The organism is Frischella japonica, from assembly GCF_014489845.1.
Lineage (GTDB): Bacteria > Pseudomonadota > Gammaproteobacteria > Enterobacterales > Orbaceae > Frischella > Frischella japonica.
Window position 1 is genome coordinate 1 of sequence record NZ_JABURY010000004.1, and the last position, 19,903, is coordinate 19,903.

A 19,903-nucleotide genomic window follows, 5' to 3' on the forward strand; every position below is an offset into this window, starting at 1 on the left:
GAGCGGTAGTTCAGTTGGTTAGAATACCTGCCTGTCACGCAGGGGGTCGCGGGTTCGAGCCCCGTCCGTTCCGCCAATTTCTATTTAGGGGCGTAGTTCAATTGGTAGAGCACCGGTCTCCAAAACCGGGTGTTGGGAGTTCGAGCCTCTCCGCCCCTGCCATATCAGTAATATCTGAATAATTATTAATCACTTAGTGTTTTACATGTGATAACATTTAAAATTTTTATTTACAGAATACTCATCTCGATTATAATCCGCACAACAATATTATTGAACTTAAATTATTGAGGGTCGAAAATGGTAGAAAGTTTTCTTTCACAACAGCGTTTTTTTGATAATAAAAATTATCCAAGAGGTTTTTCACGTCATGGTGATTTTACCATTAAAGAATCTCAGCTTTTAGAAAAATATGGCTGTGCGTTTAAGGATTTAGATAATGAGGTTCGAAAACCGGTAACTGCCGACGAAAAGTCTTTTGTATCAGTTTGCCGAGGCAGCAAGGAAGCTTCTAATGAGTTTGAAAAGGTTTGGTTAAAATATTTGCATTGTATTAATAAAGCAAAAAAATTTCATACCCTATCAGGTGGTAAACCACAAGTAGATATTGCCGATGATTTCATTGATAGTGATGATTAATTTAACCAATATTTTTATGTAATTGAATTAATAATTTATCCATAGAACGATAACTTAATGCTTCAATTAAATGTTTTCGTTCTATGGCTATTTTTCCATCTAAATCAGCAATCGTTCTTGAAACTTTTAATATTCTATGCCATGCCCTAGCCGATAAACCTAACTTCATTAAAGCCTGTTCCAAAAATTCGCTATCCTCAGATGTGAGAACACAATAAGTATTAATCTCATATGTTGTTAATTTGCTATTAATCTTATTTGCTCTGCTAATTTGTTTTTCTCTAGCAATTATGACTCGTTTTTTTACTTCAGCTGTTGTATTACCACGATTCATGTTTTTACTTAGCGCTCCTTTTGGTAAAAGAGGGACTTCGATGGATAAATCAAATCTATCTAGAAATGGGCCTGATAAACGATTTAAATAGCGAATTACTTGTTGGGGGGTTGTTCTATTATGGGTACCTTGATAATGTCCTGTAGGACTTGGGTTCATCGCAGCAATAAGCTGAATACTAGCTGGGAAAGTAATTTTGGCGTTTGCTCTTGAGATAATAATTTCTCCAGATTCTAAAGGTTCTCGTAATGCATCTAACACTTTACGACTAAATTCCGGTAATTCATCTAAAAATAAAATGCCATTATGCGCTAGAGAAATTTCACCAGGCTTGGGGATTGAGCCGCCACCAACGAGTGCAGCTATCGATGCACTATGATGAGGTGCTCTAAAAGGTCTACAACGCCAATTTTTATTCGTATTTATTTGATTAACTAAACTGTTTATTGTTGCTGTTTGAAGTGATTCTTTATCATTTAGAGGTGGTAATAAATCAACTAATCTAGTAGCTAACATTGTTTTTCCTGTTCCTGGCGGACCTATTAATAACAGATTATGTCCTCCAGCGGCAGCTATTTCTAAAGCGCGTTTGGCATGTTCTTGTCCTATAATATCTTGTAAATCGTTTAAATTCTGTTGAATATCTAACGGGATATTATAAGTTACATTCGTTAGCGGTGTTTCACCAGAGAAATGTTGGCATAACTGGAGCAAATTTTCGCATACCAATGCATTACTATGATTTATTAATGCTATTTCTGACGAATTTTCTTTTGAAAGAATAAGAATTCTATCATGTTCTTGAACAGAAATAGCCGCAGGAATTGCGCCTTTTATCGCTCTTATTTCACCTGATAACGCTAGCTCTCCTAGGAATTCATATTGATATAATTGATCCGTTTTGATCTGGAATGTTGCAGCTAAAATTGCCACAGCGATCGGTAAATCAAAGCGACTACCTTCTTTCGGTAGATCTGCTGGTGAGAGATTAATGGTTATTTTTTTACTAGGAAAAGTGAAACCACTATTTATAATTGCACTTCTCACGCGATCTTTTGCTTCTTTAACAGATGTTTCAGGTAATCCAACTAGAGTAAAGCTTGGCATTCCGTTACTGATATGTATTTCAACATCAATTTTAGGGGCTTGAATGCCAATACAAGCCCGAGTATATATTGTGAAAAGCGACATTGAATAATCCTAAATCAATTGAAATAAGATTAATTTAGCTGGATATTAGACAAATAAATTTTTTTAGCGTTTCTTTGCGATTTATTTCATATATTTCATAATTATTTTTCTGTAGATTAGTCAAATGCTTTCGGTTTATTTTGGAATTTATTAAATTTTATTAAGAGTTACTAAGTTTAAATATTTTTGAAATCATTAAAGATAAAATAAATATAAATGCATTTGTAATAACGACAGAAGGTCCGGTTGGGCTATCATAATATGCAGATATAATTAAACCACCTATCACAGATATAATACCGATAATAATCGCAAAAATCGCCATTTGTTCTGGTGATTTTGCATAGCAACGGGCGGTTGCGGCTGGAATAATCAGTAAAGAAGTGATAATTAATGCGCCAACAAATTTCATGGCTAAAGCAATCGTTAATGCTAATAGTAAAGTGAGAATAAATTTTGTTTTGATAATGTTGATACCATTACTAAAAGCTAGTTCTTCACTTACTGTTATGAATAAAAAACGATTCCAATTGAGATACAATATAATACTGACAATAATCGTTCCAAAAAGAATATAATAAATATCATTTAGAGTGATTGAAAGTAAATCACCAAATAGATATCCCATAAGATCGACTCGAATATTATTTAATAAGCTGATAACTACCACGCCAAGTGATAGTGAACTATGCGCTAAAATTCCCAATAGTGTATCAATCGCTAATTTTTGTTGCAATTCTAGTACAATAAGACCAACAGCAAGTATTACGGTGAGAAAAATAACCGCATAAAATGGGTTTATATTTAATAAAAAACTCAATGCTATACCAAGTAAGGCTGCATGGGAGAGGGTATCACCAAAATACGACATCTTCCTCCATACTACGAATGTTCCCAATGGTCCGGTTATTAATGATAAAATAATTCCAGCAAGCAAAGGTGGTAGTAATAGTTCAAACATTTTTCTTTGCTCCAAAATTTGGTAACATAATGCGCCCCTGATAGTTAGTTTGATGCAAATGGTGATGTTTATAAACGGCAAGTTGATTAGCTGCATTACGGCCAAATAGTGCAATGAATTCAGGGTCGTTTGAGACTAATGCTGGAGTACCAGAACAACAGATATGTTTATTTAAACAAATCACTTCATCGGTCTTTGCCATTACTAAATGTAAATCGTGGGAAATCATTAACACCGCACAATTAAATTCATTTTTAGCGTTAGCAATCAAATTATACAAAGTGATTTGTCCATTTACATCAACACCTTGAGTCGGTTCATCTAAGATTAAAAGTTCTGGCTTTTTAACTAAAGCTTGTGCAAGTAAAACACGTTGCATTTCCCCCCCCGATAATTGTTGCATGGTTTTATTAATCAAACCAAATGCGTTGACACGATGTAACATTTTTTCAATATTGTGGCTATTGATAGTCGGATTGAGTTGCATAAAACGCTTTACTGTTATAGGTAAGGTTTTATCAATTTGTAAATTTTGCGGCACATAGCCAATAGTAAGATTTTTTTTACGAACAATCAAACCATTAGATGGTTTAAGAAGACCTAATACAAGCTTTACGAGTGTGGATTTACCAGCACCATTTGGACCTAATATTGTAATAATTTTACCTGTATCAATCGTAAACGAGATATTGCTTAAAATGTTCTGTTGATTAAGGCTGATAGATACATTTTTAATAGAAACTAACGGTTGCATTTTATTTATAAATCACTTGTCTTATTTAATGTTATATTATAACATAACATTAATTTTCATTTAGTACATCTATTATATATGTTTATCAAAAAATTAATTAAAAAATCTTACATCTTATTGATAATCAACATGATATTTTTTACCTCTTTTTGTCAGGCTAAAATTATTACTTCTATTAAACCCTTAGGGTTTATTACAGAAGCTATTGCTTCTGGCGTCTCAGAGACAGACGTTTTATTACCAGATGGAGCATCCCCTCATACTTATTCTTTAAAACCTTCTGACTTGATAAAATTAAATTCGGCTGACTTGATCATTTGGGTTGGTGAAGATATGGAAACATTTATGCCAAGTGTTTTAAAGGATATTGACAATAATAAAACGATTGAGTTAACTGAATACCCAACAATTGAAGCTCTCCTCAAATCAGGAGAGAAACATGGAGAGTTGAATCATGCTGACGAGCATCATGCTCACCATGAACATGGGCGATTTGATAATCATATTTGGCTATCACCTAAAATAGCTGAAATTTCTGCACAAATCATTCATGATAAATTGCAGAAAATTTATCCCCAAAAAGCAGCTCTTCTTGAACAAAATTTGCATGATTTTTTAATTAATCTAAAACAAACAGAACAAAATATTGCAAAAAAATTGAATAGCGTACAAAATAAGGGATATTTCGTTTTTCATGATTCTTATGCTTATTTTGAAGCTCAATTTAACTTGAATAATTTAGGTAGTTTCACAATCAATCCCTCAATTCAACCTGGGTTAAAGAAGATTTACGAAATTCAAAAAGAATTAAAAAACAGGAATGCAGTTTGTATTTTTAGGGAACCTCAATTTAGTCCGGTCATTGTTAATAAATTAATAGATGGTACTAATGTTAAAGTCGGGGAACTGGATCCCTTGGGGATGGATATTGTTATGACAAAAGATGCATACTGTAAATTTTTGTTAAAAATAACACAGCAGTTATTAAATTGTTTAGAATGAGCTAAAATTATAATCAATCAAAAAGGTTACTTGAGTGCAGCAGATTGACCCATCTGATGTTGTTGAAAAAGAATTTAAATTTCCTTATATTGCAATATTAGTTGTTTTTTTTATTTTTATATTATTTTTCAATTTATGGCGTCCGCTTAACCCTGAGCGGACAAGTTATATTCCATTAAATCCCCAAGTTCAAACGACTGTGATTGAAAAACAACAATTGCCGACATCAGTAGGTAATGCAGCAATTGTTAGGCTTGAAGAACGTATTAATAACGAGCAAAATACTGAGGAATCTTTAGATCAACCGAAGCCTGAAGATGAAGTAATTAAAGATGAAATTGATGAAGTAATAGAGCAAGATGATAGTAATGTTCAATACACTGTGAGTCGTGGAGATACTCTATCTGGTATTATGGCTCAATACGGTGTCAATCGTAATGATGTCTATATACTAACAAAACAATTCAAACAACTAACCAATTTAAGAATCGGGCAACAAATCAGTTGGACTGTTGATAATGAGCATAACTTAAAAAGTTTTAGCTGGATTATTTCTAATAATAATATGCGCATTTATGAAAAAGTGAATAATAAATTTGTTGAGCGTTTAGAAACTCGAGAAGGTATTTGGAAGCCTTATAATGCACAAGGTCAGATTGAAACATCCTTTGTAGCAGATGCTAGAAAACAAGGTCTAACAAGTAATGAAATAGCCAATATTACTAAAGCGTTACAATGGCAATTAGATTTTAGACGGTTAAAAAAAGGTGATAAGTTTTCAGTTTTATTATCTAGAGAGATGTTCGGTGATAAACATGAAAAAAGTCAATTATTGGCAGTAAGAATCCAAAATGGCTCTAAAAACTATTATGCGGTTTTAGCTGAAGATGGTCATTACTATGATATGCATGGCGCAAGTTTATCACAAAACTTTTTACGCTATCCTTTGGTAAAACAAGCGAGAATTTCATCAGGATTTAATCCTAGACGATTACATCCTGTTACTAAAAAAATAGCGCCTCATAATGGTGTTGATTTTGCTGTTTCGCGTGGCACGCCAGTGCTAGCTGTAGGCGAAGGGGAAGTTATGATTGCTAAATATAGTGGTTCAGCCGGTAATTACATAGCAATTCGCCACGGTCGACAATACACAACTAAATATATGCATCTTGATAAAATACTGGTCAAAGCTGGGCAGATAGTAAAAAAAGGTGATAAAATTGGTTTATCTGGCAACACAGGGCGTTCAACAGGACCACATCTACATTTTGAATTACATATTGATGGTAAACCAGTAAATCCGTTAACAGCAAATTTACCTATTTCTGATGGTTTAACCGGTAAGTCTAAAAAAACGTTCTTGGAGCAGTTTAAGAAAATTAAACCAAAACTTGCATTTGAATCTGAACACAATAGTAATTAATATTAGATATCAATGCTAAAAGGTCAATAATATTTATTGGCCTTTTTTAATAAAAAAGTTTAGCTTATGCAATTATTAAAATTTAATTTTGGTTGTAATCAAATCAAATCAAATCAAATCAAATTAGCAAATAAACTTTAATCCTTAATAAACAGTGTTAAAAGTTAATCAAAGGTAATGGCTAGTGGCCGTTTTATCCAAATTCCTGCCGGCGATATTGTCGTTTTATAACAAATAACTTCAACGCCATTTTGGTAAGCTTGTTTAAGAAGACTGCTATAAGCCGGATCGATATCATATGCAGGGCAAAACTGTTCTATTCCTGTATGCATGACAAGAAAGAAAACCACAGCGCGTTCTCCTTTTTTCACGATAGAGATCAATTCCCGAAGGTGTTTTTGACCTCTGGTTGTGATTGTATCAGGGAAATAGCCATATTGATTATTTGGGTTAAATAATGTCACTGATTTTATTTCAACATAACACTGATTTCGTTTGTTATCAGATAATAATAAATCGATACGACTATTTTCTGAGCCATATTTAACTTCAGATTTGATATTGTTATAACCTATCAATTTTGGAATTTTATGTTTAATAATAGCTTCTTTAACTATTTGATTCGCTCTAATAGTATTTACACATATCCAATGATTTTGGCTTGTTAAGGTTAATTCCCAGCTATTAGGTAATTTTCGTTTGGAATTGTTAGAGGTTGAAAACCAAACCGTATCCCCTTCATTGGCACAACCTGTCATTGCTCCTGTATTGGCACAATGAATTGTGATAATTTCACCATTATTTAGTTGAATATCCGCTAAAAAGCGTTTATAGCGCTTAATTAACGTTGCTGATTGTAACTGAGAAGGGAAAAGCATTGACATTCACTCTGGATATGAAAAAGTATGTTATTATAAACCTAATTATATTTATAGTGCGAATTAAGCGTAAAAGTGATTGAAAACAGGTGATATTTGGCTAAGAAGACGAAGACCGAGCAAAAAACAAAACAACGTTCTAAAAAAAGTAAGAAAAAAAATACTAAAACTAGTAAAAAAAGCTATTTTGGTTGGTTATTGTTAAAATTATTGCTTGTTATTACCGCTGTAATTATTGTAAGTGGTATATATTTAGATCAGCAGATTAAAGAAAAAATCGATGGTAATGTTTGGCAATTACCTGCTACGGTTTATGGTAGGATTATTATACTTGAATCAGGTGACGTTTTTAGTCTGGATGAAATCATCGCTCAGCTAAATAGTTCTCATTATCGGCAAGTTTCGGTCATAACAAAACCTGGTGAGTTTATAGTAAAGCCAAATTACATCGATATTTATCGTAGACCATTTTCCTTTCCCGATGCTGATGAAGAGCCTTTTTATGCCAGAATCACTTTTAAGCAAAATCATATCATCAAAATCATCAATCTTAATAATGGTCGGAAAATCGATTCATTAAAAATTGATCCTAAACTTATTACTTTAATACGGTCTTCAAATAATGAACAACGTTTATTTGTGCCATTAAAAGATTTTCCTGAATCATTAGTGCAAACGTTAATTGCGACAGAAGATAAGCGTTTTTATCAACATGATGGTATTAGTATTTATTCAATATTACGCGCAATTTATGCTAATTTGATTTCTGGCAGAACCTTGCAAGGTGGAAGTACTTTAACCCAACAATTAGTTAAAAATCTTTTTTTAACGAACGAGCGCTCTTATGTGAGAAAATTACGTGAAGCTTATATGGCGATTATTTTAGATTCTCGTTACAGTAAGGAACGGATTCTAGAACTCTATCTGAATGAGGTTTATCTCGGTCAGGTTGCCGATCAAGAAATTCATGGTTTTCCTTTAGCAAGTCTTTATTATTTTGGTCGACCCGTTAATGAATTAAGCTTGGATCAGCAAGCTCTATTAGTTGCAATGGTAAAAGGTGCTTCCTATTATAATCCTTGGTCCAAACCAGATAGAGTGCTAGAGCGTCGTAATCTTGTTCTAAAGTTGATTCAAGAGCAAAATATAATTGATGAAGAATTATATCAATTATTATGTCGTCGCAGCCTATCTATTCTACCTAAAGGTGGCGTAATTTCACCACATCCCGCTTTTGTTCAATTGGTAAAGCGAGATTTACGTAAACAGCTCGGTGAACATGCTAATCATTTATCAGGTATGAAAATTTTCACAACTTTTGATCCGTTAGTACAACAGGCTGCTGAACAGGCACTTACCGAAGAAATAGCACGTTTAAAAAAAATTACGAATAATCCATATTTACAAGCAGCGATTGTGATAGTTGACCGTCAGACAGGAGAAATACGGGGATTAATTGGTGGTGAAGATCCACAATATCCAGGATATAATCGCGCCTTATTTGCAAGACGGCCTATCGGCTCTTTGGCGAAACCGCCGACTTATTTAACTGCCTTAAGTCATCCACAACAATACCAACTCAATACTATTCTTGAGGATAAACCGATAACGATAAAATTAGATAATCATACTATATGGAAACCAAATAATTTTGATAAACAATATCGTAATAAAGTGTTATTAGTCGATGCTCTGGCTAAATCACTCAATGTTCCATCTGTTAATCTTGGCATGTCCGTAGGATTATCTGCGACAAAGAAAACTTTGCTTTCGCTCGGGGTGCCCGAGTCTGAAATTAAAGCTGTTCCATCGCGATTTTTAGGATCATTAGAACTCACTCCTTTAGAAACTGCACAAATCTATCAAGTGATTACCAATACCGGCAAAAAGTCGTCATTATCTATTTTAAATGCTGTTGTTTCTAATCAAAACCAATTGGTTTTTCAAAGTTATCCTAATATTATTCAGGCAGTTTCTGCGCAAGCAGCTTATTTAACAACTTATGCAATGCAACAAGTTATAGAACGAGGTACAGCTAAAGCGCTAAGCAGTGATTATCCGTCGACTCATTTAGCGGGAAAAACGGGTACAACAAATGATTTACGTGATAGTTGGTTTGTCGGAATTGATGGAAAAAATGTTGTAGTTATTTGGGTGGGGTTAGATGATCACAAACCGATGCAATTAACTGGTTCTGCTGGAGCGTTAAAAATCTACCAGAAATATTTACATTACAATCCACCACAATCTTTTTATCAAAATCAACCAGCAAATATTAAAATGATAAATATTGATGCTCAGGGAAGATGGCAATGTGCTGGCGTTGGTGTAATGCAGCTACCGGTATGGGCAAGTGATAAAAATGGGTTATGTAGTAATGATAATTCAATATCTGATTACCAAAAAACTGAAGATCAAGCACCTAATTGGTTGAAAAGAATGTTTAACTTTTAAACAAATAATAAAATGTTTGAATAAATTTAAAGCATAATTAAAAATATCAAAAATTAATTTAACAAAGCTTATTTTTTGATTAAAATAGCCGAACTAAAAATTAATCTTATTTAATTATCACAATAAATTAACTTAAACCCCATTGACGAAAATGGGATTTAACGGTAAGATGCGCGCCTTATGCAAAATAGATTGCCTTTAACTATTGACCCGATTAAAGCGGCTCAAAAGAGATTAGATTATACGGGTGTATATCTAGCTAAAAATGCTGGTCGCTTATCTGAGTCAGTTGAATACGTGAATAGCGATATTCATTGCTCATTGTCGTTTGGCTATGATGAACGGAAACTTTGTGTAATTGCAGTTGATGCAGAAGTTGAAGTAACTTTAATTTGTCAACGTTGTCAGCAGCCGTTTGTCAGTAGAATTCACGTAGAAAATAAATTTAGCCCTGTTAAGAGTGATGCTCAAATAGAGGCACTACCGGAATATTATGAACCCGCCATGCTTAATGAGTTTGGCGAAGTCGATATCTTGGCATTGGTAGAAGATGAAATTATTCTGAGTCTACCGATTGCGCCGGTGCATGATAGTAAACACTGCGAAGTGTCAGAAGCAGAATTGGTATTTGGTGAGATTCCTACTGAAGAAGGTAAACCAAATCCGTTTGCAATTTTAGCCAGTTTGAAAAATAAGCCCTAGAGAGAGGAGTAAGTCCATGGCCGTTCAACAGAATCGTAAAACTCGTGCAAAACGTGGTATGCGTCGTGCACATGATGCATTAACAGTAGCTAATATTTCAGTTGATGAATCGGGGAAAACTCATTTACGCCATCACGTAACCGCTGACGGTTATTATCGCGGTCGTAAGGTTGTAAATAAATAGTTTTCCTTATATCAAGGTGAAATTTTGGATAATCTAACCATTGCGTTAGATGCTATGAGCGGGGACTTCGGTCCTCGTATCGTTGTCCCTGCCGCTTTAAAGGCACTTGATCACCATCAAAATCTTAAGATAATTTTAGTTGGTAATACATCTGAAATAAGTCCCTTTTTATCTGAAAATCACCCACGTCTAACGATTGTTGAGTCAACAAGCGTTATTACAAACGAGATGAAACCTTCGTTTGCAATTAGACACAGTCAGGGATCATCGATGCGTGTAGCGATAGAGCAAGTTAAATTAAAGCAGGCTCAGGCGTGTGTTAGCGCAGGTAATACTGGTGCTTTAATGGGATTATCAAAGTTATTACTTTACTCCATACCAGGTATTGAGCGCCCAGCTTTAGTTGCTACCTTGCCGACGATCAAAAAAGGGAATACGGTTATTCTAGATTTAGGCGCGAATGCGGAATGTAATAGTGAAATGTTAGTTCAATTTGCTATTATGGGATCTATTTTAGCTAGTACAATGTCCGATATTACGAAACCCCGGGTAGCGTTATTGAATATTGGTAAAGAAGATATTAAAGGTTTGGATAGAATCCGAGCTGCCGCTAATATATTAAAAGCAGATGAACGGATAAATTTTGTTGGTTATTTAGAGGGTGATGAACTGCTGACAGGTAAAACTGATGTGTTAGTTTGTGATGGATTTGTCGGAAATGTCACATTAAAAACAGTAGAAGGATTAATTAAAATCTTTTTATCATCAACGCAATTAATGAGCAAAGGAAATTCAATTTTCGCTAAATTAGCTGGGCATTGGGTACAAAAAAAGATGGCAAATTATTTTGGTCATTTAAATCCCAGTCATTATAATGGTGCCTGTTTGCTCGGATTACAAAGTATTGTCATAAAAAGTCATGGCGGAGCAAATCAAAATTCGTTTCTTGCTGCTATTGAACAAGCCATTTTAGCTATCGAAAATAATATACCTGAAAGAATTGCGTCAAGCCTTTCTTCTGTATTACCTAAGAGTGAAAATAATCAATGTTTACAAAAATTTTAGGAACGGGAAGTTATCTTCCTAAGCAAATCAGAACTAATGCTGATCTTGAAAAAATGGTTGATACCAGTGACGAATGGATAACAACTCGAACTGGAATTAAAGAAAGACACATTGCTGCTGATAATGAAACAGTTACTTCAATGGCTTACGAAGCAGCAATCAAAGCGATTGATATGGCGCAAATTGATAAAAGTGAAATCGGGTTAATTATTGTGGCAACAGCTAGTTCAGTTAATGCATTCCCAAGTTCAGCAACTGAATTACAGGCAAAATTGGGATTAACTGATTTAATTGCTTTTGATGTTTCTGCAGCATGTTCAGGTTTTATTTATGCATTAGATATCGCTGATAAATATGTCAAAACAGGTATAGTTAAACATGCATTGGTTGTAGGTTCTGATATGTTAACTCGAGGAGTTGATCCCGAAGATCGTGGAACCGTTATCATTTTTGGTGATGGTGCGGGTGCTGTAGTTATTGGTGCTTCAGCGGAACCAGGTATTATTGCTTCTCGTTTACATGCAGATGGAAAATATGGCGATTTACTTAAATATCCAAATGTAGATCGCCGTAATTTAACTGATCCTGCTTACATGGTGATGCATGGTAACGAAGTATTTAAAGTTGCGGTTCGTGAATTATCCAATTTAGTCGACGAAATTTTAACAGAAAATAACATTCGTAAATCGGAATTAGATTGGTTAGTGCCACATCAAGCTAACTTACGCATTATTGCCGCTACCGCTAAGCGATTAGATATGGATCTCAGTAAAGTGATTGTGACTCTAGATAAACAAGGGAATACTTCAGCGGCATCTGTACCATGTGCATTAGATATTGGTGTAAGAGATGGGCGAATCCAGCGTGGACAATTATTGTTATTAGAAGCATTTGGTGGTGGTTTTGTTTGGGGATCGATTTTAGTTCGATTCTAAAATTATAAATAGGCAATTATCGTTTGATAATAAAAATTAGGGTAAGTTAATGACTAAATTTGCTATGGTATTTCCCGGTCAAGGGTCACAAACAATTGGTATGCTTAAGGAGTTAAGCAAAGAATACCCAGTTGTTCAGGAAACATTCTCGCAAGCATCGTCTGTATTAGGATATGACCTTTGGCAGCTTATACAGGAAGGCTCTGTTGAAGAATTAGGTAAAACTTGGATTACTCAACCTGCTTTATTAGCCGCATCCGTTGCAATTTTTCGAGTATGGCAGCAAAAACAAGGTCCTAAACCTGACTTTATGGCTGGACATAGCTTAGGTGAGTATTCAGCACTTGTTTGTGCAGGTGTTATTGATTTTAAAGATGCGATCAAATTAGTTGAATTGCGTGGTAAATTAATGCAAGAAGCGGTTCCTGCTGGCACAGGAGCAATGTATGCTATCATCGGCTTAAATAATGAAGCCATTCTAAAAGCGTGTCAAGAAGCTGCACAAGATCAGGTTGTTTCACCTGTGAATTTTAATTCGCCAGGTCAAGTTGTTATTGCAGGTAATAAAGAAGCTGTAGAACGAGCTGGAGCATTATGTAAAGAAGCTGGCGCTAAACGGGCATTACCTTTAGCGGTGAGCGTACCGTCACATTGTATACTAATGAAACCTGCTGCCGATAAATTGGCAAAAACATTAGCAGGTATTGCATTTAATGAACCTCTTTATCCGGTTATTAACAATGTGAATGTGAAAATGGAAACAAATGCACAGGCGATTAAAGAGGCTTTAATCGCCCAATTATACAGTCCAGTACGTTGGACAGAAACTGTTGAATTCATGGCTGCTCAAGGCACTGCTTTATTAATTGAAATGGGGCCAGGAAAAGTTTTAACAGGTTTGACCAAACGCATTGTCGATACACTTTCAGGAAGTGCAGTTAATGATCCAACATCATTAAATCTAGCACTTGAAAGTGTAAAATAAATAAAATAAGAGGAGTTTGTATGAATTTAGCAGGAAAAATTGCTTTAGTTACAGGTGCTAGTCGCGGTATAGGTCGCGCAATTGCTGAAAGGCTTGTAACAAGCGGCGCAACTGTGATTGGTACAGCAACAACTGAAAACGGAGCGAATGCTATTAGTCAGTATCTTGGTGAAAACGGTAAAGGCTTTGCACTTAATGTGACTGATGAAAAATCAATAGAATCGGTAATTGAAGCCGTTAAATCCCAATTTGGCGATATTGATATTCTTGTTAACAATGCAGGAATTACCCGTGATAATCTTTTAATGCGCATGAAAGATGAAGAATGGCAAGATATTCTTGATACTAATTTAACTTCAGTATTTCGTTTATCTAAAGCACTTATGCGTACGATGATGAAAAAACGCTATGGGCGAATTGTGACAATTGGCTCTGTTGTAGGGACAATGGGAAATGCCGGCCAAGCAAATTATTCTGCGGCAAAAGCGGGTCTAATCGGTTTTAGTAAATCACTTGCCCGTGAAGTTGCTTCACGTGGCATTACGGTAAATGTTGTTGCTCCAGGTTTTATCGAAACTGATATGACTAGAGCATTAAATGATGAGCAACGGACAGCTATTTTATCGCAAGTTCCTGCTAATCGTTTAGGCGATCCAAAAGAAATTGCTAATGCAGTAGCATTTTTAGTATCAGATGAAGCATCTTACATCACTGGCGAAACTTTACATGTCAATGGTGGAATGTATATGGTTTAATCTTGAAATTTAGTGTAGAATAAGCCGCAATTTTGATAAAATGAGTAATAATTAAATAATCAGGTTGAAAATTTGTTTGCAATTTTTTCAACATTTTATAAACTTACAGTCTCAGCCATTATTGGCGATATTTATAGGAAAGAAAAGAGTATGAGCACTATTGAAGAGCGTGTTAAGAAAATTATAGTTGAGCAACTTGGTGTTAAAGAAGATGAAGTAAGAAATGAGTCTTCTTTTGTTGAAGATCTAGGTGCCGACTCTCTTGATACAGTGGAATTAGTTATGGCTTTAGAAGAAGAATTCGATACTGAAATTCCTGATGAAGAAGCTGAAAAAATCACTACTGTTCAATCAGCGATTGATTATATTACTGCAAATCAATAAGGTTTGTCAGAACCTTAAACTGGCGATCATATTGGTGATCGTCAGTTTGTTTTCATATAATTTCACTTGATATTAATTTCAAAAATTGCCTTATTATGATGAATAAGCGCAGATCATATTTTAATCCTTTTCAGGAGAAACAACATGTCTAAACGCAGAGTTGTTGTGACTGGAATGGGGCTAATATCTCCGGTAGGTAATACCATTGAATCAGCATGGCAAGCATTGTTAGCTGGTCAAAGTGGTGTAGGACTTATTGAACATTTTGATACAACCCCTTTCGCAACACGTTTCGCCGCTATGGTAAAAGATTTCAATGGCGAAGATTATAATATTACTCGTAAAGATGCTCGTAAGATGGATTATTTTATTCAATACGGGATTGCCGCGGGTATCCAAGCAATGCAAGATGCCGGAATTGAAATAACTGAAGAAAATGCTAAGCGTATTGGTTGTGCAATTGGTTCAGGTATTGGCGGATTAGGTTTAATTGAAGAAAATCATAGTGCTTTAATTAATGGCGGTCCTCGTAAAATCAGTCCTTTCTTTGTACCATCAACGATTGTTAATATGATTGCTGGTCATTTATCCATTATCTACGGGTTAAAAGGTCCAAGTATTACTATTGCTACGGCTTGTTCTTCAGGTGTGCATAATATTGGTCATGCCGCGCGTATGATTGCTTATGGTGATGCCGATGGTATGTTGGCAGGTGGTGGCGAGAAAGCAAGTACACCATTGGGAATTGGTGGTTTTGGTGCAGCCCGTGCATTATCGACTAACAATGATAATCCTCAAGCAGCTAGCCGTCCTTGGGATAAAGATCGGGATGGTTTTGTATTAGGTGATGGTGCTGGTATCTTATTTTTAGAAGAGTATGAGCATGCTAAAAAACGTGGCGCCAAAATATATGCAGAGTTAGTTGGTTTTGGCATGAGCGGTGATGCTTATCATATGACTTCACCACCAGAAGATGGTAGTGGTGCGGCATTAGCGATGGAATGTGCTATTCGTGATGCAGGTATTACTCCTGAACAAGTTGGTTATATTAATGCACATGGTACATCAACACCAGCTGGTGATAAAGCTGAAACACAAGCGGTTAAATCTATTTTCAAAGAAAACAGCCACAAGGTTATGGTAAGTTCAACCAAATCGATGACAGGTCATTTATTAGGCGCCGCTGGTGCAGTCGAATCTATTTTTACTATATTAGCATTACGCGATCAAGCAATTCCACCGACTATCAATTTAGATAATCCAGATGAGGGGTGTGATCTTGATTATGTACCTCATATAGCTCGCCAAGTGAAAGATATGAAATACGCTGTGTGTAATTCATTCGGATTTGGTGGAACCAATGGTTCGGTGTTATTTAAGAAAATATAATTCATACCATTCGATAAAAAGCTGCGTTTTAACGTGGCTTTTTTATTATATAATTATTTTATATCATCATTTAAATATATAAAAAAATAGTTAAGAGATGCTTTATTTCTAATACTGTGTAATTTATTGCTTTTTGCGGCATTAGCCTATTGTCACTTATTTGATCGTTTTTTTACTCTATTAACCAATTAAAATCAAAGTAGTTAAAATCTTATTTAATGATTTTGTTAGAATCATTGCAAATCAATTTGTTAAATAAATGCTCACTTAAATTAGAAAAAAGCTATAACTCTATGTAAAGTTAATATTATTTTCTAATTATTAGTTATAAATAATATTAATCCTTATTTATCCCAATATCATCGTTATAAAGTAAGTGTATTAATTTGTGGTAATTGAGGGCAAAAAGCTTCAGATTGATTACTTTATCTCAGAAATCATTAATCAGAAGGTTAATGATTTTGACGACATATTCTGATTATAATGCTATCTTAAGAAACTATATTAAAAGTATTTTAACATATAAGATTGTACCAGTTTACCTCTCATTTATCATGTCAGCGGGTAAAATAACATCTGTAGTTATGATGGTTAATATTTGTTTCCTTTAATTAAATAAAAGCTCTCAATTTTAAAGAGCTTTGGTATTAGGGAAATGTAAATTATGTTTTAATAATTTATTATTTTATTGCATTAATCACTTCGTCAATTTGGCGATCTAAACTTTCCGCACCACCGCCAGATAAGTACCAAATATCAGATGTTAAATTTACCACTTTAGTTTTCGCTTTTGTAAGCACTTTCTGATCGAAATAGTCATTTACCATAGCTTGCTTACCAATGGCTTTGCTACGATCAACGACATAAATAATATCTGGTTTATTTTCGGCAATATATTGATTATCGATAAAGGTTGGTTTTGGTCTTTCCTTAGTATTAACATTAATAGCTGTTAATGGTACTGCTCGTTTTACTTTCAATACATCATGGATTAAAGTTGCGCTTGAACTATTGTTGATTAAAAAAACTTTACCTTCATTATGAATAACCACTATAGCTTTTTTATTGCTTACTTGAGTTATAGATTGTGCATTTTGAATTTTTTTATTTAGTGATTGAATGATATCATTCGCTAAATCGTTGGTATTTGTGATTTGTCCTAATAAACGAATATGATCTTCAGTAGATTGCCAATAATTTTTAGAATCGACACTTAAATTTAATACTGGTGCGATTTTACTTAATTCTTGATATTTATTTGCCTGACGACCATCAATAATAATTAAATCGGGTTTTGATTGTTTGATTATTTCAATATTCGAGTCTTTCATACTACCGGTATCGGTAACTTTTATATTTTTGTATTGTTTTAAATAATCAGGAATCACAGATTGTGAAGTTCCCACTACTAATGCTCCTTTTCCTAAAGCATCTAAGGTATCTAAAGCCCCATAATTCATTACCACTATTTTGTGTGGTGTTTTTGGTACAACTACAGTTTGTTCATTAGTTTTAACTGTAATTGTATTTGAAGATTGGCAGCCTGTTAAACCTAGTATTACAGCCGCAATAGTGCTTAAAATTAATTTTTTTTTCTTGTTCATTCTTTTTCTCCGATAATTATGAAAATGATAATTATTATTATTTAAAGGTGGCAAGATGTCTACTTTTAAATTTTAAAAATATATTGATAATTATTATCATGTAGTGTAACTTTTAAATTTATTTTATAAATACAAATAATTATCATTACTAAATGTAAGGTTAAGGAAATGAGTTCGAAAAAAAAATTACAGTTACTTACTTATTCAATAAATTTAAGTTTATTGTTCACCTTTTCTACAAAATCAATGGCTGCAATAGATACGGATATGGATACTATGGTTGTAACTGCATCAGGATTTGAACAACAAATTAAAGATGCCCCAGCCAGTATTTCTGTAATCACATCTAAAGAACTTAGTAATAAACCCTATCGAGATATTACTGATGCAATAAAAGATATTCCTGGGGTAAATATTTCTGGTGGAGGCGATAAGTCAGATATTAGTATTCGTGGTATGGATGCAAAATATACGCTTATTCTTATCGATGGTAAAAAAGTCAGCACACGCGAGACTAGACCAAATAGTGATAATCCCGGTTTTGAACAAGGTTGGTTACCACCATTAGCAGCAATTGAACGTATTGAGGTAGTTAAAGGACCAATGTCTTCACTTTATGGTTCCGATGCGATGGGAGGGGTAATTAATATCATTACTAAAAAAGTGACAGATAAATGGCAAGGAAGTGTACGTTTGGAATCAACATTTCAGGATAATTCAAAAGCAAGTAATTATTATACTGGTGATTTTTCAGTGATGGGGCCCATAATTTCAGATATCCTTGGTATCCAATTATATGGACAGTATACTGATCATCCAGAAGATGAATTTGTGAGTGGTCATGCTGAACAGAAATTGCGTAGTATTAATGGTAAGCTATCTTTAAATGCCACGGAAAGTCAAAAATTTGATTTAGATTTTGGTCGATCATTACAAAATAGTAAAAACACGCCGGGTAAAACAAGTTCAATTCGTTCTAGACCAAATGTTCGTGATAATCGTAGAAATTCATTATCATTAACCCATAATGGTTATTTCGATCATTTTTCAACCACATCATTCGTAACATATGAAGCTAATAATAATCCGAAAAGGGATATGAAAATTGAAAATACAATAGTTGATACTCGTGCCATTATTCCTTTTAGCATTAATACGTTAACTATTGGTGGTAAATATGGTCATCAGGAACTGCAGGATAAAGGTAATAAACTTGAAAATAACGTAGATAAAATAAAACGTTGGGATTATGCTCTCTTTACAGAAGATGAAATACAATTATTAGACAATTGGAGTCTTACTTTAGGTTTACGATTTAATAAAGACGAAAATTATGGTAGTAATTGGAATCCAAGGATTTATACTGCCTGGGATATTAATGACAATTTTACATTAAAGGGTGGTTTTTCAACGGGCTATAGCACACCAATGTTAAGGCAAGTTGTAACCGATTGGGGACAAGCTACAGGCGGTGGTTATAGAAATGGCGTTATATTAGGTAATCCAGATTTAAAACCAGAAAAAAGTGATAATTATGAAATGAGTATCGCTTATAGTAATGATTATGGATTAAATACGTCTGCCACGGTGTTTTATACCAAATATAAAAATAAAATACAAAGTAATGATCTTTGTAATGATAGAACGAATAGCCAGCAATGTAATATTAATGGTGTAGGCAATTTTGATTTTATTCAAGAATGGGTCAATGTTGATAAAGCAGATTTAAAAGGGCTTGAGCTTATGCTAAAAACACCTTTATTTGACCAATTTTCATTAAATTCCAGTTATACATGGACGAAAACAGAACAAAAAACCGGTAAATATAAGGGCCGATCATTAAATCGAACACCAAAACAAAAATTTAACACGCAATTAGACTGGTATGTTACTGAACAATGGGACTTATGGGCGAAGATAGCTTATTATGGTGTAGAAAGCTCAACAAATCGTAGCGGTACAAAAATTAATTATCCTGGTTATACATTTTGGGATCTAGGAGGAGCTTATCAGGTCAATAAGGGTGCTAAAATTTTTGCAGGTATTTATAATATATTTGATAAAGAAGTCAAAAATGAAGACTTTGGTAAAACCCTAGAGGGACGTCGTTATTGGGTTGGTACAGAAATTAATTTTTAATAAATTTTCAATATAAGTTTAGCTCAGAGGGGGAATAAATCCCCTCTTTTAATTATTCATAAAGTTATGTCGTCTTTATTTAAACATGACTCGTTGATTCATGACGTTAATGTTGTGTCAAACTC

The 19,903-nt window shown here is 34.2% G+C and carries 18 protein-coding genes and 1 tRNA gene; 14 read left to right on the top strand and 5 right to left on the bottom strand.

Going from position 1 to position 19,903, the window contains the following annotated elements; translation table 11 throughout:
* Positions 1-86 precede the first annotated feature (86 nt).
* Together FcAc13_RS00760 and FcAc13_RS00765 are read left to right on the top strand one after the other, a co-directional pair.
* A tRNA-Trp gene (locus FcAc13_RS00760) sits at positions 87-162 on the top strand.
* A gap of 138 nt (positions 163-300) precedes the next feature.
* The gene (locus tag FcAc13_RS00765; RefSeq protein WP_187754302.1) at positions 301-639 is read left to right on the top strand and encodes a MaoP family protein; all 339 of its coding nucleotides are present in this window, start codon (positions 301-303) and stop codon (positions 637-639) included.
* A 1-nt stretch (position 640) separates the two neighbouring features.
* On the opposite strand, the gene FcAc13_RS00770 is transcribed toward FcAc13_RS00765, so the two are convergent.
* The 3 genes from FcAc13_RS00770 to znuC all read right to left on the bottom strand — a co-directional run bounded on the left by FcAc13_RS00770 (position 641) and on the right by znuC (position 3,879).
* A complete protein-coding gene (locus FcAc13_RS00770) occupies positions 641-2,164 on the bottom strand; it encodes a YifB family Mg chelatase-like AAA ATPase (protein WP_187754303.1) in 1,524 nt (507 codons plus the stop codon).
* A gap of 160 nt (positions 2,165-2,324) precedes the next feature.
* Positions 2,325-3,125 (bottom strand): zinc ABC transporter permease subunit ZnuB, encoded by an 801-nt coding sequence (gene znuB / locus FcAc13_RS00775; protein WP_187754304.1) that lies wholly within the window; start codon positions 3,123-3,125, stop codon positions 2,325-2,327.
* Positions 3,118-3,879 (bottom strand): zinc ABC transporter ATP-binding protein ZnuC, encoded by a 762-nt coding sequence (gene znuC / locus FcAc13_RS00780; protein ID WP_187754305.1) that lies wholly within the window; start codon positions 3,877-3,879, stop codon positions 3,118-3,120. Before znuC ends, znuB begins: the two co-directional genes overlap by 8 nt.
* Positions 3,880-4,008: 129 nt before the next feature.
* On the opposite strand from znuC, the gene znuA reads away from it, so the two are divergent.
* Both znuA and mepM read left to right on the top strand, forming a co-directional pair.
* A complete protein-coding gene (gene znuA / locus FcAc13_RS00785; protein ID WP_187754306.1) occupies positions 4,009-4,881 on the top strand; it encodes a zinc ABC transporter substrate-binding protein ZnuA in 873 nt (290 codons plus the stop codon).
* Between the two features lie 34 nt (positions 4,882-4,915).
* The gene (gene mepM / locus FcAc13_RS00790) at positions 4,916-6,304 is read left to right on the top strand and encodes a murein DD-endopeptidase MepM (RefSeq protein WP_220679401.1); all 1,389 of its coding nucleotides are present in this window, start codon (positions 4,916-4,918) and stop codon (positions 6,302-6,304) included.
* Positions 6,305-6,468: 164 nt separating this feature from the next.
* Here the strand turns inward: mepM and sfsA are convergent, their stop codons facing one another.
* Positions 6,469-7,182, bottom strand: coding sequence for a DNA/RNA nuclease SfsA (gene sfsA / locus FcAc13_RS00795; RefSeq protein ID WP_187754307.1), 714 nt, complete (start codon positions 7,180-7,182; stop codon positions 6,469-6,471).
* 96 nt (positions 7,183-7,278) lie between these two features.
* On the opposite strand from sfsA, the gene mrcB reads away from it, so the two are divergent.
* The 9 genes from mrcB (at position 7,279) to fabF (ending at position 16,035) form a co-directional block, all read left to right on the top strand.
* Positions 7,279-9,636, top strand: coding sequence for a bifunctional glycosyl transferase/transpeptidase (gene mrcB, locus FcAc13_RS00800; RefSeq protein WP_187754308.1), 2,358 nt, complete (start codon positions 7,279-7,281; stop codon positions 9,634-9,636).
* A gap of 180 nt (positions 9,637-9,816) precedes the next feature.
* Positions 9,817-10,338, top strand: a complete 522-nt coding sequence (gene yceD / locus FcAc13_RS00805) for a 23S rRNA accumulation protein YceD (RefSeq protein ID WP_187754309.1) — start codon at positions 9,817-9,819, stop codon at positions 10,336-10,338.
* A gap of 16 nt (positions 10,339-10,354) precedes the next feature.
* A complete protein-coding gene (gene rpmF / locus FcAc13_RS00810) occupies positions 10,355-10,522 on the top strand; it encodes a 50S ribosomal protein L32 (protein ID WP_039103400.1) in 168 nt (55 codons plus the stop codon).
* 24 nt (positions 10,523-10,546) lie between these two features.
* Complete coding sequence (gene plsX, locus FcAc13_RS00815; RefSeq protein WP_187754310.1) at positions 10,547-11,587, top strand: phosphate acyltransferase PlsX; 1,041 nt, start codon at positions 10,547-10,549, stop codon at positions 11,585-11,587.
* Positions 11,569-12,522, top strand: a complete 954-nt coding sequence (locus FcAc13_RS00820; RefSeq protein WP_187754311.1) for a beta-ketoacyl-ACP synthase III — start codon at positions 11,569-11,571, stop codon at positions 12,520-12,522. Before plsX ends, FcAc13_RS00820 begins: the two co-directional genes overlap by 19 nt.
* Before the next feature lie 49 nt (positions 12,523-12,571).
* On the top strand, positions 12,572-13,507 hold the full coding sequence (gene fabD / locus FcAc13_RS00825) for an ACP S-malonyltransferase (RefSeq protein ID WP_187754312.1): 936 nt from the start codon (positions 12,572-12,574) through the stop codon (positions 13,505-13,507).
* 20 nt (positions 13,508-13,527) lie between these two features.
* Positions 13,528-14,262: a 3-oxoacyl-ACP reductase FabG gene (fabG, locus tag FcAc13_RS00830; protein ID WP_187754313.1), complete on the top strand. Its 735-nt coding sequence runs from the start codon at positions 13,528-13,530 to the stop codon at positions 14,260-14,262.
* A gap of 150 nt (positions 14,263-14,412) precedes the next feature.
* On the top strand, positions 14,413-14,646 hold the full coding sequence (acpP, locus tag FcAc13_RS00835) for an acyl carrier protein (protein ID WP_065561838.1): 234 nt from the start codon (positions 14,413-14,415) through the stop codon (positions 14,644-14,646).
* A gap of 144 nt (positions 14,647-14,790) precedes the next feature.
* On the top strand, positions 14,791-16,035 hold the full coding sequence (fabF, locus tag FcAc13_RS00840; RefSeq protein ID WP_187754314.1) for a beta-ketoacyl-ACP synthase II: 1,245 nt from the start codon (positions 14,791-14,793) through the stop codon (positions 16,033-16,035).
* Positions 16,036-16,715: 680 nt separating this feature from the next.
* Here fabF and FcAc13_RS00845 read toward each other — a convergent pair.
* Positions 16,716-17,639: a siderophore ABC transporter substrate-binding protein gene (locus tag FcAc13_RS00845; RefSeq protein ID WP_187754315.1), complete on the bottom strand. Its 924-nt coding sequence runs from the start codon at positions 17,637-17,639 to the stop codon at positions 16,716-16,718.
* A 168-nt stretch (positions 17,640-17,807) separates the two neighbouring features.
* On the opposite strand from FcAc13_RS00845, the gene FcAc13_RS00850 reads away from it, so the two are divergent.
* Positions 17,808-19,778 carry a TonB-dependent receptor domain-containing protein gene (locus FcAc13_RS00850; RefSeq protein ID WP_187754316.1) on the top strand — a complete coding sequence of 657 codons (1,971 nt, stop codon included), beginning with the start codon at positions 17,808-17,810 and terminating at the stop codon, positions 19,776-19,778.
* Positions 19,779-19,903: the final 125 nt, after the last annotated feature.